This window comes from Rhodococcus zopfii NBRC 100606 = JCM 9919 (assembly GCF_001895025.1).
In the GTDB taxonomy this organism is placed as follows: Bacteria; Actinomycetota; Actinomycetes; order Mycobacteriales; family Mycobacteriaceae; genus Rhodococcus; species Rhodococcus zopfii.
Map to the genome: position 1 here is coordinate 21879 of NZ_BCXI01000008.1, position 12820 is coordinate 34698.

The following is a 12820-nucleotide window of genomic DNA, read 5'->3' on the forward strand; positions in this document are numbered from 1 at the left end:
ACCCGGAGTCACGGGCGTCCGACCGGACCCGGGTGGCGTGCGATCATCCGCTCGGGAGCTCGCCAGACGGTGCCGAGGCCGCGGGGCCCGATTCCCCGGTCGAGTGCGGCGAGCAGGACCGCGCAGCCGATCCCCGACAGGGCGACGCTCGTGCCGAACAGAGCGGGATAGCCGAGCAGATCACCGACCGCACCCGCCACGAAACCCGCCAGACCCTGGACAACGACGATCGAGCACGCCATCAGGGTGTAGTCGCTGCCGGCGTGGTCGCGGTCGGCGGCGTCCATCATGAGCGTGAACACCGCGACGGTCGCGGCGCCCCCGAGGACGTGCTCGGCCATGCTCGCCGAGACGATCAGGCCGAAACCGCCGACTCCGAGGGACGCAACCAGGTAGAGCGCCAGGCTCGCGGTCTGGGTCACCCCACCGATCAGCAGTGCACGGCGTCGGCCCCACCGGGAACACATCCACGCACCCAGCGCCGCCCCGGCGAGCGCACCCACGGACGACAGGACCCCCTTGATCAGCGCGATCTGGCCGAGGGACAGGCCCGAGTCGGACATGAACGGGCCGACCATCGCCGACCCCATCGAGTCCCCGAACTTGAAACCGCCGATGAGAAGGATGAACGCGGCCATCCCGGGACGCCGCAGACGCGTCCACCACCCGGCCGCCAGCCGCCCCGGCGTCGTCGCCTCCCGGGTGCTGCGCACCGTCGTCTGCCGCATCGTCCACACCGGGATCGTCGTCACCAGCAGCAGCACGGCCATCGCGACGAAGAGTGCTCGCCATCCCGCGATCGAGAACAGCCAGAGCAGCGCGCCGCCGCCCACGATCATGCCGATCCGGTAAGCGCCGGCCTGAATTCCGTTGCCGGCGCCGCGCTCCCGCGGCCCCAGCAGCTGGACGGCGAGCCCGTCGGTGGCGATGTCCTGGGTTGCCGACACCGCGTTGACGACCGCGATCCCGACCAGCATCCAGCGCAGCGACGACTCGAGATCGAGTGCGGCCAACCCGAGCGTCACCGCCGCCGAGAGCAACTGCAGCGTCAGCAGCCATCGGCGTCGGGTGCCGTAGTGGTCGACGTACGGCGCCCACAGGAACTTCAGGGCCCACGGCGCGAACAGGACACCGGTCGCGCTGATCGCGATGAGCGAGAACCCCGATTCGCGGAGCACCACCGGCAACGCCTGGGTGAAGAACCCGTACGGCAGGCCCTGTGCGAAATACAGGGCGACGAGCAGCACCACGGTGGACACCGGGATCGTGCCCGGCCGGGCCGCTGATTTCATGGGCACATCCTGGCAGAGCCGTCCGGCGCCGGCCGTACAGGCGCGACCGCCCGCCGGGGGAGACGGCGACACGGGTCAACCCGGTCCGGCCGGTCGCTTCCGGATTTCACGTCACCGGTTCGCGGGCCTCCACGTCGACGGCACTATGCCGGCTGGTCGGCCGCGGGCCGATGGGCGGCGGGCTGGAACAGCTCGATCAGATTGCCTGCGGGGTCGGCGAGCAGGATCTGGCGGCCGCCCGGCCCGGCCACCACGTCGCTGCGGAACTCGATGCCGGCACCGCGCAGGCGGGCGATCTCGGCGTCGAGGTCGCCGACGACGAGGTGGATCCGGTTGCGGCCCGCACCGGCGGACTCGGCGGGGGTGGCGCGCGCCCCCGAACTGGCCGGCCCGGACAGCAGCAGCCGCAACGAACCCCGGATCACGTCGGCGAAGGCGGGTGCGGGATTGGTGAGCACGGTGAAGCCGAGATGGTGGGTGTAGAAGGCGACGGCCGCGGGCACGTCGTCGACGAGGTACCGGACGCTGACGTATTCGTCGGAGGGGGTCATCGGACGCTCCTGGTCATGTTGGGGCGGTAAGGGTCTCGCACAGGTACCGGATGCGGGTGTCGATCTCGGCGGCGGTGGCCCGGAAGGCCGGGTAGGTGTTGTCGTCGGTACCGCCGTCCGCTGCCGGGTCGGCGATGCTCCAGTGGATCCGCCGGGTGTCGTCGCCGAACTCGGGGCAGACTTCACGGGCCTTGTCGCACAAGGTGATCACCGTGCCGAACCGGCGATCGGCGAGGGTGTCGAGGTGGCGGGGATGCTGATCGGTGATATCGATCCCGAACTCCTCTCGCAGTACCCGCACCGTATTGGGGTGCATGCCCGGCTTGGGCCGGGTGCCGGCGCTGATCACGTCGACGGTGCCGTCGGTGCTCCGCCGGAGCAGAGCTTCCGCGATCGCCGAGCGGGCGCTGTTGCCGGTGCACACGAACAGCACCGGTGCGGGCGTCGCCGGGGTGAGCGTCGTGGGCGCGAGGTTGCGGCCCAACGCCGGGTGCAGTGCGGCACCGGCACCGGCCAGCATCTCGGTGCACCGGTCCAGGTCCAGGTGGTAGTAGCTGTCGCGGCCGTCGAAGCTGCTGCGGGTGGCCCGCACGAGCCCGCCGTCCCGGAGCAGCCGCAGATGGTAGGAGATCAGGTTCTGCGGCTCACCGACCAGGGACACCATCTCCCGGACCCGATAGTCGCTGCCGGACAGCGCTGCCAACAGATGCCACCGCACCGGATGCGCGGCCAGCTGCACGAAGGACGGGACGGGTTGACGCACCAGCTCCACTACCCGAGGATATCACCAGATACATCAAACAGATTTGATGCAATTCGGTGGCGCTCGAAGGAGCCGTGATGTCGGAGGCAACGGGGACGGGCACGTCCGAGGGACTACGGCGGCGTCTCGGGCTGGCCGATGCCGTCGTGATCGGCCTCGGGTCGATGCTCGGGGCGGGGATCTTCGTGGCCTTGGCGCCCGCGGCCGGAGCCGCGGGGTCGGGGTTGCTGATCGGGCTCGCGGTGGCGGCGGTGGTGGCGTATTGCAATGCGTCCTCGTCGGGACGGCTGGCGGCGCGGTACCCGGTTTCCGGGGGCACGTACGTGTACGGGCGCGAACGGCTCGGCGAGTTCTGGGGATATCTCGCGGGCTGGTGTTTCGTGGTCGGCAAGACCGCCTCGTGCGCGGCCATGGCGTTGACCGTCGGCCTCTATGCCTGGCCCGGGCAGGCACACGCGGTTGCGGTCGCCGCGGTCGTGTTGCTCACGGCGGTGAACTATCGCGGTGTCCAGAAATCGGCACTGGCGACCCGGGTGATCGTGTCAATCGTGCTCGCTGTGCTCGCCGCGGTGGTGGTCGCAGGATCGACCTCCGACTCCGCCGAGGTGACCCGGCTCGGATTCGGCACGGACATCACGGTGGGCGGGGTGCTGCAGGCGGCCGGATTGCTGTTCTTCGCCTTCGCCGGGTACGCGCGGATCGCCACGCTCGGTGAGGAGGTGCGCGACCCGGCGCGCACGATACCGCGCGCGATCTCGGTGGCGCTGAGCATCACCTTGCTCGTGTACCTGGTTGTCGCGGTGGTTGCGCTGCTGGTGCTGGGCCCGCACGGGCTGGCCGAGGCGACCGCACCGTTGTCGAGTGTGGTGACCGCGGCCGGGGTCGATCGGCTGGAACCGGTGGTGCGGATCGGGGCCGTCGTCGCCGCGCTGGGTTCGCTGCTCGCACTGGTGCTGGGGGTCTCACGCACCACCTTTGCGATGGCCCGGGATCGGCATCTGCCGCACCTGCTGGCGGCGGTGCACCCGCGGTTCGCGGTGCCACACCGGGCCGAACTCGCCGTCGGTCTGCTCGTCGCGATCGTCGCCGCTACCGCCGATGTCCGTGCCGCGATCGGGTTCTCGTCGTTCGGGGTGCTGGTCTACTACGCCGTCGCCAACGCCTCCGCATGGACCCTCCCGGAGGGAGGGCGGCGCGGACGCACCATCGCTTCGCTCGGGCTGGCCGGATGCCTGATCCTGGCGTTCACCCTGCCCGGTGGGTCGGTGCTGGCCGGGGCGGCCGTGATCGCGGTCGGCACACTGATCTACGCCGCGCGCCGTCGCTTCGCATCCCCGGATCCGGTGTCGGAGTCGTAGATCCACCCGATAAACCACTTCGTCGTGCCGACATCCGCGGAATCCGTTGCGCACCTGGTGGTCCGAAGCGCGGGTCTCAGTCGACCGGCGACGCGGATCGCGTCTTCCACCACGACCACAGCGCAGTCACGATGATCGCCCCGGCGATGGAACCGATGATGCCGCTGGGGCGCAACGCGAGACCGTCGCCCGCGAGCAGGCTGATGATCAGGCCACCGACAAACGAACCGCCGACACCGGCAACGAATGCCAGGGTCCAGTCGATTCCGGACCCGGACTTGCCCACGATGAACTGCGCGACCGCGCCGACGAGCAATCCGAACAGAATGATCCCGATGATCAGCATGCCGGGAGTATAGGCAGCAAAACCTGCTCGGGGCCGACTTTGGCGGGCCGGCGCCCCGACTCGGCTTCCGTCCCCTTCCGCTGCTCGAGCGAGCGCTCTCCGGATCGCGTCACGGGCTCGGCGATCAACGGCCTGGGTGCCGGTGCGATCTTCCCGGCCTCACCGGCGTCGGTCGCGGCGGTCTCGCGCACCCCGACCTGATGCGCGATCTCGGGTTGGCGCTCGGCCCGGTGCTCGTCGGCGCGGTCGCACTGAGCGCCGCCGGCACTGCGCTCGGCAGCGGCTTCTCCACGGCGTTCCTTGTGGCCGCGGCACTGCTCATCTTCCCCGGGTTGCGCGGAGTTCGCGAGGTCGCGCCCAGCGCCGACTCCGCAGCCGCAGCCGACTGTGCGTGAAGAGCGCGAGCACAACGCTGATCAGTATCAGCATCGCCATGCTGAACAGCCACCACGACGGGGCGTGCTGCCACAGCGCATCGGCCTCGGCCGTCGGATCCTTCGCGCGAAGGTCGACGGTCGAGGCCGATGCGGCATACCCCCAGCGGGCCGCGAACAGCCACGACAACTGCTCGAGCACGACCCGGCCGGTGATCGGGATCAGGCCGCCGCTCATCACCAGCTGCACCATCACGGCCACCACGAGCATCGGCATGACCTGTTCGCTCGACCGGGCCACCGCTGACAGGGCCAACCCGAGGACGACGCACGCACACGTGGTCATCGCGACATCCACCACGAGTTCCACCGCACCGACCGGAATCAGGGCCCCTGGGCCCGGAATTCCCTTGCCCGCCATGACCACCAGCACCAGCACGATCGACTGGACGAGCGCCGCCGCGGAGAACACCAGAATCTTCGCCGCCAGATAGGCGGAGGGCTGCAGACCCGCGGCGCGTTCACGGAAGAAGATCTGCCGCTCGCCGACGAGGTCGCGCACCGTCAGCGACAGGCCCATGAAGCAGGCACCGAGGATCAGCAGGATGAGAATGAACGACAGCTCGCCGGGTTCCTCGCCCGGCGCCGGGAAACCGAAACCCGCATCGCCGGGCACGAGAATGGTCAGTCCTCCGAGCACGAACGGCAGCACCGACAGGAAGATCAGGTATCCGCGGTCCGCGCGGATCAGCCGCAACTGCCGCCGCGCGACCGTGCCGAGCTGTTTCGTCCGGGATGTCTGGGCCGGACGCGGCAACGGACCCGGTTCGGTCGGTGGGGGCTGCTCGATCACGCCGCTGCGCGCCAGGTGATCGGCGTACACGGCCTCGGGTTCGGCCGCGACCCGGGCGAAGATCTCGGCCCAGTCGGTGCTGCCCAGCGCCGAACCCACCTTCGTCGGCGGGCCGACGTAGGCCGTTCTGCCACCCGGCGCCAGAAGCAGCACCTGGTCGCACATCTCCAGATAGGACAGCGAATGCGTGATCACGAGGATCACCCGGCCCAGGTCCGCGAGACGGCGGAGGGTGGCCATGATCTGCCGGTCCAGGGCCGGATCGAGCCCGGACGTGGGCTCGTCGAGGATCAGCAACGACGGCCCGGTGAGCAGCTCGAGCGCCACCGACGCCCGTTTGCGCTGCCCACCGGACAGGCGATCGACACGGGTGTCGGCGTGCTCGGTGAGCTGCAGCTCGGCCAGTACATGCGCGATCACCTCGTCCCGATCCGCGCGGGTGGTATCCGGCGGTAACCGCAGTTCCGCGGCATAGCCGAGTGCCTGCCGCACAGTGAGCTGCCGGTGCACCACGTCGTCCTGCGGGACGAGCCCGATCCGCGACCGCAACGCCTGATACTGCGAATGCACGTCGTGGCCCTCGAATTCGACGATCCCGTCGGTCGGCCCGGTAGTACCGGACACGATCCGCGCCACCGTCGACTTGCCCGCCCCGGACGGGCCGATCACGGCGGTGAGCGTGCCGAGCGGGGCGGACAGGCTGACGTCGTCGAGCAGTCGCTGCCCCCCGGGGATCGTCAGGCCGACGCCGTGCACGCGCAGCCCGATCGTGGTCGTCGGCTCCTCGTGCTGCGGGACGAGGCTCTCACCGTGCACCACCAGATCGGTGTTGCCGACGGTCACGACGTCGCCGTCCTGCAGGGGTGTGCGGGTCACCGGTTCTCCGTCGACGAACGTGCCGTTGACGCTGCCCAGATCCTCGATCTCGAGACCCGACGGGCCGGTGTGCAGGGCAGCGTGGACGCGGGAGACGAGCACGTCGTTCACGACGATGTCGCAGGTCCCGTCGCGCCCGATGGACCGTGCGCCGGTTGCGAGCGGTCGCGGCTTGCGGCGCGGCGCGGGGCGCAGATCGTCGGCGCGCATGGTCCGCAACTGCCCGACCATGCCCTTGCGGGTTCGTGTCGCGGACGGATCGGCCACGACGAACCGCAGCGACGGCGCGGTGTAGGGGCCACCGCAGTGCACGACGACGGAATCGGTCACGGCGAGCCGATCCACGCGGCGACCGTCGACGAACGTGCCGTTCTTGCTGCCCGAATCCGTGAGGTACCAGCCGTCGTCCCACAGCAGTCGGGCGTGCTCGCGGGAGACCATCGGATCGGCGATCGTGATGTCCATCGTCTCGTCCCGGCCGATGCGCACCTGTCCGGGCGCATCCACGACGGTGCGGCCACCGTCCCACTCGATCACCACCCGACCGGTTCCGGTGTCCATCGCGTCGGCCTCCCGTTCAGTTGTCGGGCCCGTTCAGTTGCCGGGTCGCAGCACCAGACGGGTGCCGCGGGCCTCGCCGGCTTCGAGGCGGCGGTGGGCCTCGCCGGCGGCGCTCAGCGGTAGTTCCTCGATGTGCCGGGGGCGTAGCACGCCGTCGGTGAGCAACGTGGTGACGTGCTGTGCGGCCTCGGCCAGTTCCTCGGCGGTGGCGTTGGTGATCGCGAAACCGAGCAGGCTGCGGTCGTGGGTGTAGAGGTCGCCGGCGCGGCATTCGAGTTTCCGGTCCATCCCGGACATCACCACGATCCGGCCGCGCGTCGCGAGCAGCTCCAGCGTGGTGGCGAGATCGTGCCGGCCGGAGGTGTCCACGAGCACGTCGATTCCGTCCGGGGCGGCGGCACGCAACTGCTCGGCCAGGTCGGGAGCTGCATAGTCGAGCACCGTCGCCGCGCCCGACGAGCGGCACCACTCGTGGTCGTCCGCACGAGCCGACACCAGGACATATGCTCCGGAGCGTGAGGCCATGACGGTCAGCGCCGACCCCACATGCCCGGCACCACCGGCGACGAACACCGTTTCGACCGCGCGGAGACCGGCGTGGGTATACAGGGCGAGATGCGCGGTTGCGGCGGGATGCGCGACCGCGACCGCGACCGCCGGATCGACCCCGGCGGGCAGCGAATACACCCGTTCGACAGGAGCGGTGGTGTACTCCGATGTCGGTCCCTGCCGTCCGGCGTGTCCCAGGCTGTTGCACCACACGCGGTCGCCGATCCTCGGGGTGGTCACCTCGGTGCCGCGGTCGACGACGGTGCCGACGACATCGCGGCCGATCACGAACGGGAACGTGATGTCGGTTCGGAACCGTCCGGACCGGACGAAGGTGTCGACATTGTCGACCGCGACCGCTTCGACCCGCAGCAGCACCTCGCCGGGGCCGCACCGCGGAACGGGCAACAGGCCGTAACGGATCGCGTCGGTGCCGCCGAGCGATTCGACGTAAGCCGCGTGCATGTGGTCCGGGACGGGCACGACTCGATGGTACCGACCCGGAAGGTCCTCGCCGGGTGGTTCGAGGGGCCTTCCCGGACGCCCGATCCGAACGTCGGGCGGATACTTGTGCCGTGACCGCGCCGCTGTTCGTCGCCGAACCCCTGGTGGGGCTCGCACTGGCTGTTGCCCAGGCGGCGTGGTTCGTCTCCGAGGTCCGCATCGGGCGGCGACATGGTCCGACCACGCCGAGCACGGTCGGCCGCTGCACCGGTCTCGCCGTCGGTCTCGGCCTGGTCGCGGTCTACGCCGGCGGTCCACTGCTGAGCCTGACCGTCACCGGCGCAACCATCACCACCGCGCCGCTGATCTGTTTCGTTGCAGGACTGGTGATTGCAGCGGTGGGGCAGGGATTCCGGCTGCGTGCGGTGCGGGAACTCGGTGCGTCGTTCACCTTCGAACTGCAGACGGTCGCGGGCCAGCGGGTGATCGACACCGGACCGTACGCGAGGATCCGGCATCCGTCGTACACGGGTGCGCTGATCTGTGCGCTGGGTTTCACTGTCTCCTATACCAATTGGCTGGCACCCCTGACGGTGCTCGTGCTGGGAGCCGCGTATGTGGTGCGGATACCGGCGGAGGAACGCATGCTCGTCGCGGAGCTCGGCGACCCCTACCGCCGGTACATCGACCGCACGTGGCGGCTGGTTCCGCATCTGCTCTGAGCCAGGGCCGGTCGAGCGGATCGGCTATCGCGAACCCGGGACGGCGCGATCGCGGTAGGTGCTCGGATTGAAGCCGAGCACGCGACGGAAGTCCGCGCACAGGTGCGCCTGGTCGGCGTACCCGAGTTCGGCGGCCACCTGTCCGATCGGGATCGCCGGATCGTCGCGCACGCGCTGGGCGGCTTCCTGCAGCCGGTAGCGGCGGATCATCGCCAGCGGTGTCACGCCGACGTACCGCCTCGCGAGACGCTGCACGCTGCGCACCGAGATCCCCAGTGTCTGTGCCAGATGCTCGACGCGGGTCAGTGCGAGGTCGGTGGCGATCGCGTCCTCCATCGCGTTCGCCAGTTCGCCCTCGGCGTCCGGTGGATCGAGATGCTCGGCGGCCCACGCGGCAAACGCCGCCGTCGCCTCCGCCCGCCGCGCGGCGTCCTTACCGCCGGTCGACATCGCCTTCGTCACCGCCCGGTGCAGTTCCGGTGCCTCGTGCGGAGCCTGCCGGTCGCGAACTGCGCGCGGGTCGCCGATGACCGACGGGATCGCGGCGGGTCGCAGCAGCGCGCCGACGGCCCAGCCGGACCCGCTCAGGTCGCGGTGCGATCGCCGCGTCGTCGGGCCGGACAGGGTCACCCCGCCCGCTTCGACGGTGAGATTCGAGGCGGGGAACGCCAGCACCTCCTGACGGGAGGTCCTGCCCGGGGCGAGCTGCCATTCCGGAATCCAGAACCACCGCACCAGACCTGTGAGTCCGGGTGGAGGCGGTTCGCGATGGAACGTGGGTAGGCGCGCGGGATACAGGACACCGCGTCGGTCGCTGGTCGTCACGTCGGGACCCCTCCTCGTGTGCTGTCGCGAATCTACAAGCCACCCCCGACAGTCCGGTCCTACCGTCGTGGCATGAGCGAAAACACCATGACCGGGACCGGTGTCACCGGCGACCACACGACCGACGGCCTCCCGCACGGGTCCACCAGCCTCACCCCCTTCCTCGCCGTCCCGGCAGCCCGCGACGCCATCGAGTTCTATCGCTCGGTGTTCGGCGCGCGCGTCGTCGACGTCACCGAAATCGGGGGCGTCGTCGTACACGCCGATATCGACTTCGGCTGTGGGCGAATGCAACTCGGAGAACCCAATCCCGACTACGGGCTCGTGGCGGCACCGGAGGGCGACGCCGACTGCTATTCGATCGGACTGTACTGCTCGAACGCCGACGAGGTGGTTGCGCGCGCCGAACGTGCCGGCGCCACCGTCCGTGAACCGCTCGCCACGTTCGTTTCCGGCGACCGGTTCGCGTCGATCCGCGACCCGTTCGGGGTGCGCTGGTCGATCATGACCAGGGTCGTGGACCTGTCCGAGGAGGAGAGCGCCCGGCGGGTCGCGGAGTGGGCCGCGGAGCAGTCCGACGCCGGGTGAGGTCGCCTCCTCGGAGGGCATGCGGACTACCAGAGGTCGAATGCGCTGTCCGACACGGTGAATCCGTGGAGACGTGCCGCGCACGTGACGCCCCGCGTGGGATCGACGGTGCAGGTGAAGCCGGCGGCGCTGAGGCTGTGACCGTACGGCAACGGTTGCACGGCAGCCCCGGGACCGTGGAACAGGGTGTCGCCCACACTCATGAAGGCGGCCGGCTCGTCGACGGTGACCGCAACGGAGTTCCGCGGCACCGGAACGTCGGGGGCGCCGCTTCCGGTGACCTTCGGTGCGGTCGCCGGCATCGGTCCATGGCACCCGGCGAGCACCGGTTCGTCCGTGGAGATCATGCACGCGAATTTCCCGCTGGCGCTGGTGAAGTGGTAGTAGCCGGGGGCGGTCAGGTAATCCTCGGGGTCGACGGCGGACCGCGCCGGGGAGGACGTGCTCGGTGCTCGGGTCGCCGGGGACTGGGGCGTGCTCGTGCGCGGTCGGGTGGGCGGGGGTGCCGTCGCGGGATCCTCGGCCGAGGCGGTGGGTGTCCCGGGCACGACGACCGTGCATCCGGCCGCCACCGCCATCGCGACGACCCCGAGCAGAGCACCCGCACCCCCCGTGTCCCATGCCGACATGGTGACCGAAGTGTCCGGCTCGGTGTCACGCGGGGATGGGGTGCTCGGGAATCACGCAGCCAGGAGGCGATCCAGCGCGGCGTAGCTCGCGCTCAACCCGTCGGCCATGCCGGACTGCAGCATGCCGTCGCGTTCCTCGGTGGTGTAGAAGAGGCTATCGGTGACGATCTTCGTGCGGCCGTCGCCGAGATCGACGAACGTCGCGGTGTCGATCGAGACGTAGCCGGGCATGCCGTCCCACTCGAACGTCTGGACGATGCGTTCCTTCGGAGTGATCTCGCGGAATCGGCCTTCGAACCCGTGGGTTTCGCCGTCGGAGTGCTCGACGAACCGCCAGTGTCCGCCGCGCTCGAATTCGAACTTCTCGATGTCGACCCGGTTCCCGCGGCCCCACCATCGGGCGAGCAGATCGGGTTCGGAATGGGCGGCCCACACCCGGTCGACCGGGGCGCCGAAGACGCGCTCGATGTGGATTTCGCGGTCGCTGGGGGTGGTGACGGCGACGGTGGCGTGAGGGGTGGTCATCAGGGCTCCTTCGTTTCGTCGAGGAATGCTGCGAGGCGGTCCATGCGGTCTTCGATCGACTGTCGGTGGCCGCGGATCCAGGCCGCTTCGCGGTCGAGTGGGTTGGCGCCGAGCGTGCAGTACCGCACGCGGCCCTTCTTCTGTGTCAGTACCAGGCCGGCCTCCTCGAGGAGTCGGATGTGTTTGCTGATGCCGGGCAGGCTCATGTCGAATCGTGCGGCCAGATCGCTGATCGAGGCGGGACCGTCCGTCAGGTGTTCGAGGATTCCGCGGCGGGTGGGGTCGGCCAGTGCCGCGAACGTCGAATCCAGATCCGAATACTGAACCATTTGGTTAAGTGTTGCACCGGGGGGTGGCGGAGTCAACACCCCGGGAGCGTGTATTTCGCGGACCGTTCACCCGGGCGTTCCGTACGCGTGACCGCCCCGACGAGCGCGCCCGGCATGCTGACAGGCATGCCGACGCTCGTCCCCGATTACTTGTTCGGCTTTCTGCAGGACAGCGGCCTTGCCGGATCTCCCGGCGAAGCCGCGGCCCTGCTCATGGAGGGCCTGGTCCGGATCAACCACCTGTCCGTCCGCAACCCCCGCGTTCACCTGGCCCCCGGTGACGTCGTCTCCCTCGCCGGCGACCCCCGGCGCGCGGTGTTCACGCCACCGGCCGAGGCGCGGTGTGCGCAGCCGCTGCGAACCCGGCGAACCCGGGAGAGACTGGTCCGCGTGACCGGACATCCGCTGCCGAAGACCTCGGCCCCCGCCCAGCGCGCGCTCGACAGCATCGGCATCGCCACACTCGAGGACCTCACCCGATACACCGAACGCGACCTGCTCGCGCTGCACGGCATGGGACCGAAGGCCGTCCGCATCCTGCGCGACGACCTCGAGCGCCACGGTCTGAACTTCGCGTAACCACCGCGCGCTCCCGTTCGCGCGCTGCGTCCGACGGAACGCAGTACCGTCCAACCATGCCGAAGAAATTCGAGTTCACGGCAGTCCTCGACCATCCGGCCCACGACGTGCATGCCGCGCTGATCGACGAGCGGTACTGGCGTGACCGCATCGCAGGCAGTCCCACCGCGACCGTGCGGATCGAAAACCCGGACGGTCCCGGCACGCTGCGTGTGGTCGTGACCGAGCGGGCCGAACCGGCCGACCTGCCTGCGCTCGTGCGCGGCGTTGTGCGCGGCCCGATGGTTCTGGAACGCTCCGACGATTGGGGCACCCTCGGCGCCGACGGCGCGACCGGCGTCATCGTCGGTGGTGCCACCGGCATTCCCGTCGACTTCCGCGGGACCTCGCGACTGCAGCCCACCACAGAAGGAACCGTCCTCGCGATGCGCGGCGAGGTGACCGTGAAGATCCCGGTCGTCGGCGGACGGATCGAGGGTCTGGCCGCGAAGATGATCCGCCAGATCATCGAGAAGGACCGCGCCGCCCTCGCTGCCTGGCTCACCCGCTGACACTCCACCCCTCCGCCATCGCCGGGATCTGCGCGACGGCACCGAAGGCAGACTGCGTCGGTGTCCGAATGCCGACTGCGTCGGTGCCCGATGTCCGACCGGTGT

The 12820-nt window shown here is 69.9% G+C and carries 16 protein-coding genes; 6 read left to right on the forward strand and 10 right to left on the reverse strand.

Annotation, left to right across the window (positions count from 1 at the left end; translation table 11 throughout):
• Window positions 1-8 precede the first annotated feature (8 nt).
• From RZ1_RS05105 to RZ1_RS05115, 3 genes are all read right to left on the reverse strand, one after another.
• Complete coding sequence (locus tag RZ1_RS05105; RefSeq protein WP_072809814.1) at window positions 9-1292, reverse strand: MFS transporter; 1284 nt, start codon at window positions 1290-1292, stop codon at window positions 9-11.
• A 143-nt stretch (window positions 1293-1435) separates the two neighbouring features.
• Entirely contained in the window at window positions 1436-1843 is a 408-nt protein-coding gene (locus tag RZ1_RS05110; protein WP_072809815.1) for a VOC family protein, read from the reverse strand.
• 13 nt (window positions 1844-1856) lie between these two features.
• A complete protein-coding gene (locus RZ1_RS05115; RefSeq protein WP_072809817.1) occupies window positions 1857-2615 on the reverse strand; it encodes an arsenate reductase/protein-tyrosine-phosphatase family protein in 759 nt (252 codons plus the stop codon).
• A gap of 68 nt (window positions 2616-2683) precedes the next feature.
• Between RZ1_RS05115 and RZ1_RS05120 the strand changes: the two genes are divergently transcribed.
• Window positions 2684-3964 (forward strand): APC family permease, encoded by a 1281-nt coding sequence (locus tag RZ1_RS05120; RefSeq protein WP_072809818.1) that lies wholly within the window; start codon window positions 2684-2686, stop codon window positions 3962-3964.
• 76 nt (window positions 3965-4040) lie between these two features.
• Here RZ1_RS05120 and RZ1_RS05125 read toward each other — a convergent pair whose 3' ends face one another.
• Window positions 4041-4310 carry a hypothetical protein gene (locus tag RZ1_RS05125; protein ID WP_072809820.1) on the reverse strand — a complete coding sequence of 90 codons (270 nt, stop codon included), beginning with the start codon at window positions 4308-4310 and terminating at the stop codon, window positions 4041-4043.
• A 200-nt stretch (window positions 4311-4510) separates the two neighbouring features.
• Here RZ1_RS05125 and RZ1_RS05135 point away from each other — a divergent pair, with 200 nt between their 5' ends.
• A complete protein-coding gene (locus tag RZ1_RS05135) occupies window positions 4511-4705 on the forward strand; it encodes a hypothetical protein (protein ID WP_072809823.1) in 195 nt (64 codons plus the stop codon).
• Here RZ1_RS05135 and RZ1_RS05140 read toward each other — a convergent pair.
• Together RZ1_RS05140 and RZ1_RS05145 are read right to left on the reverse strand one after the other, a co-directional pair.
• The gene (locus RZ1_RS05140) at window positions 4629-6974 is read right to left on the reverse strand and encodes an FHA domain-containing protein (RefSeq protein ID WP_072809824.1); all 2346 of its coding nucleotides are present in this window, start codon (window positions 6972-6974) and stop codon (window positions 4629-4631) included. The two genes, RZ1_RS05135 and RZ1_RS05140, sit on opposite strands and share 77 nt — an antisense overlap.
• A gap of 33 nt (window positions 6975-7007) precedes the next feature.
• Window positions 7008-8006: an NADPH:quinone reductase gene (locus tag RZ1_RS05145; protein ID WP_218020445.1), complete on the reverse strand. Its 999-nt coding sequence runs from the start codon at window positions 8004-8006 to the stop codon at window positions 7008-7010.
• 92 nt (window positions 8007-8098) lie between these two features.
• On the opposite strand from RZ1_RS05145, the gene RZ1_RS05150 reads away from it, so the two are divergent.
• Window positions 8099-8689 carry a methyltransferase family protein gene (locus RZ1_RS05150; RefSeq protein ID WP_072809828.1) on the forward strand — a complete coding sequence of 197 codons (591 nt, stop codon included), beginning with the start codon at window positions 8099-8101 and terminating at the stop codon, window positions 8687-8689.
• A gap of 24 nt (window positions 8690-8713) precedes the next feature.
• Here RZ1_RS05150 and RZ1_RS05155 read toward each other — a convergent pair whose 3' ends face one another.
• Window positions 8714-9514, reverse strand: a complete 801-nt coding sequence (locus tag RZ1_RS05155; protein WP_072809829.1) for a helix-turn-helix domain-containing protein — start codon at window positions 9512-9514, stop codon at window positions 8714-8716.
• A gap of 72 nt (window positions 9515-9586) precedes the next feature.
• Between RZ1_RS05155 and RZ1_RS05160 the strand changes: the two genes are divergently transcribed.
• Window positions 9587-10102, forward strand: a complete 516-nt coding sequence (locus tag RZ1_RS05160) for a VOC family protein (RefSeq protein ID WP_072809831.1) — start codon at window positions 9587-9589, stop codon at window positions 10100-10102.
• A 26-nt stretch (window positions 10103-10128) separates the two neighbouring features.
• On the opposite strand, the gene RZ1_RS31155 is transcribed toward RZ1_RS05160, so the two are convergent.
• The 3 genes from RZ1_RS31155 to RZ1_RS05175 are packed head-to-tail and all read right to left on the reverse strand — an operon-like array spanning window position 10129 to window position 11585.
• Window positions 10129-10731: a hypothetical protein gene (locus RZ1_RS31155; RefSeq protein ID WP_244899315.1), complete on the reverse strand. Its 603-nt coding sequence runs from the start codon at window positions 10729-10731 to the stop codon at window positions 10129-10131.
• A 51-nt stretch (window positions 10732-10782) separates the two neighbouring features.
• Window positions 10783-11256, reverse strand: coding sequence for an SRPBCC family protein (locus tag RZ1_RS05170; RefSeq protein ID WP_072809832.1), 474 nt, complete (start codon window positions 11254-11256; stop codon window positions 10783-10785).
• Window positions 11256-11585, reverse strand: a complete 330-nt coding sequence (locus tag RZ1_RS05175) for an ArsR/SmtB family transcription factor (protein WP_072809834.1) — start codon at window positions 11583-11585, stop codon at window positions 11256-11258. Before RZ1_RS05175 ends, RZ1_RS05170 begins: the two co-directional genes overlap by 1 nt.
• 126 nt (window positions 11586-11711) lie before the next feature.
• Between RZ1_RS05175 and RZ1_RS31160 the strand changes: the two genes are divergently transcribed.
• Both RZ1_RS31160 and RZ1_RS05185 read left to right on the forward strand, forming a co-directional pair.
• The gene (locus tag RZ1_RS31160; protein WP_238072311.1) at window positions 11712-12164 is read left to right on the forward strand and encodes a S4 domain-containing protein; all 453 of its coding nucleotides are present in this window, start codon (window positions 11712-11714) and stop codon (window positions 12162-12164) included.
• Window positions 12165-12220: 56 nt separating this feature from the next.
• Window positions 12221-12715, forward strand: a complete 495-nt coding sequence (locus RZ1_RS05185) for a DUF2505 domain-containing protein (protein ID WP_072809836.1) — start codon at window positions 12221-12223, stop codon at window positions 12713-12715.
• Window positions 12716-12820: the final 105 nt, after the last annotated feature.

What these genes read in the sequence shown, in the direction of transcription:
- RZ1_RS05105 (WP_072809814.1), bottom strand. Translation starts at nt 1,292, where the DNA reads ATGAAATCAGCGGCCCGGCCGGGCACGATCCCGGTGTCCACCGTGGTG.
- RZ1_RS05110 (WP_072809815.1), bottom strand. Translation starts at nt 1,843, where the DNA reads ATGACCCCCTCCGACGAATACGTCAGCGTCCGGTACCTCGTCGACGAC.
- RZ1_RS05120 (WP_072809818.1), top strand. Translation starts at nt 2,684, where the DNA reads ATGTCGGAGGCAACGGGGACGGGCACGTCCGAGGGACTACGGCGGCGT.
- RZ1_RS05125 (WP_072809820.1), bottom strand. Translation starts at nt 4,310, where the DNA reads ATGCTGATCATCGGGATCATTCTGTTCGGATTGCTCGTCGGCGCGGTC.
- RZ1_RS05135 (WP_072809823.1), top strand. Translation starts at nt 4,511, where the DNA reads ATGCGCGATCTCGGGTTGGCGCTCGGCCCGGTGCTCGTCGGCGCGGTC.
- RZ1_RS05140 (WP_072809824.1), bottom strand. Translation starts at nt 6,974, where the DNA reads ATGGACACCGGAACCGGTCGGGTGGTGATCGAGTGGGACGGTGGCCGC.
- RZ1_RS05160 (WP_072809831.1), top strand. Translation starts at nt 9,587, where the DNA reads ATGAGCGAAAACACCATGACCGGGACCGGTGTCACCGGCGACCACACG.
- RZ1_RS31155 (WP_244899315.1), bottom strand. Translation starts at nt 10,731, where the DNA reads ATGTCGGCATGGGACACGGGGGGTGCGGGTGCTCTGCTCGGGGTCGTC.
- RZ1_RS05170 (WP_072809832.1), bottom strand. Translation starts at nt 11,256, where the DNA reads ATGACCACCCCTCACGCCACCGTCGCCGTCACCACCCCCAGCGACCGC.
- RZ1_RS05175 (WP_072809834.1), bottom strand. Translation starts at nt 11,585, where the DNA reads ATGGTTCAGTATTCGGATCTGGATTCGACGTTCGCGGCACTGGCCGAC.
- RZ1_RS31160 (WP_238072311.1), top strand. Translation starts at nt 11,712, where the DNA reads ATGCCGACGCTCGTCCCCGATTACTTGTTCGGCTTTCTGCAGGACAGC.
- RZ1_RS05185 (WP_072809836.1), top strand. Translation starts at nt 12,221, where the DNA reads ATGCCGAAGAAATTCGAGTTCACGGCAGTCCTCGACCATCCGGCCCAC.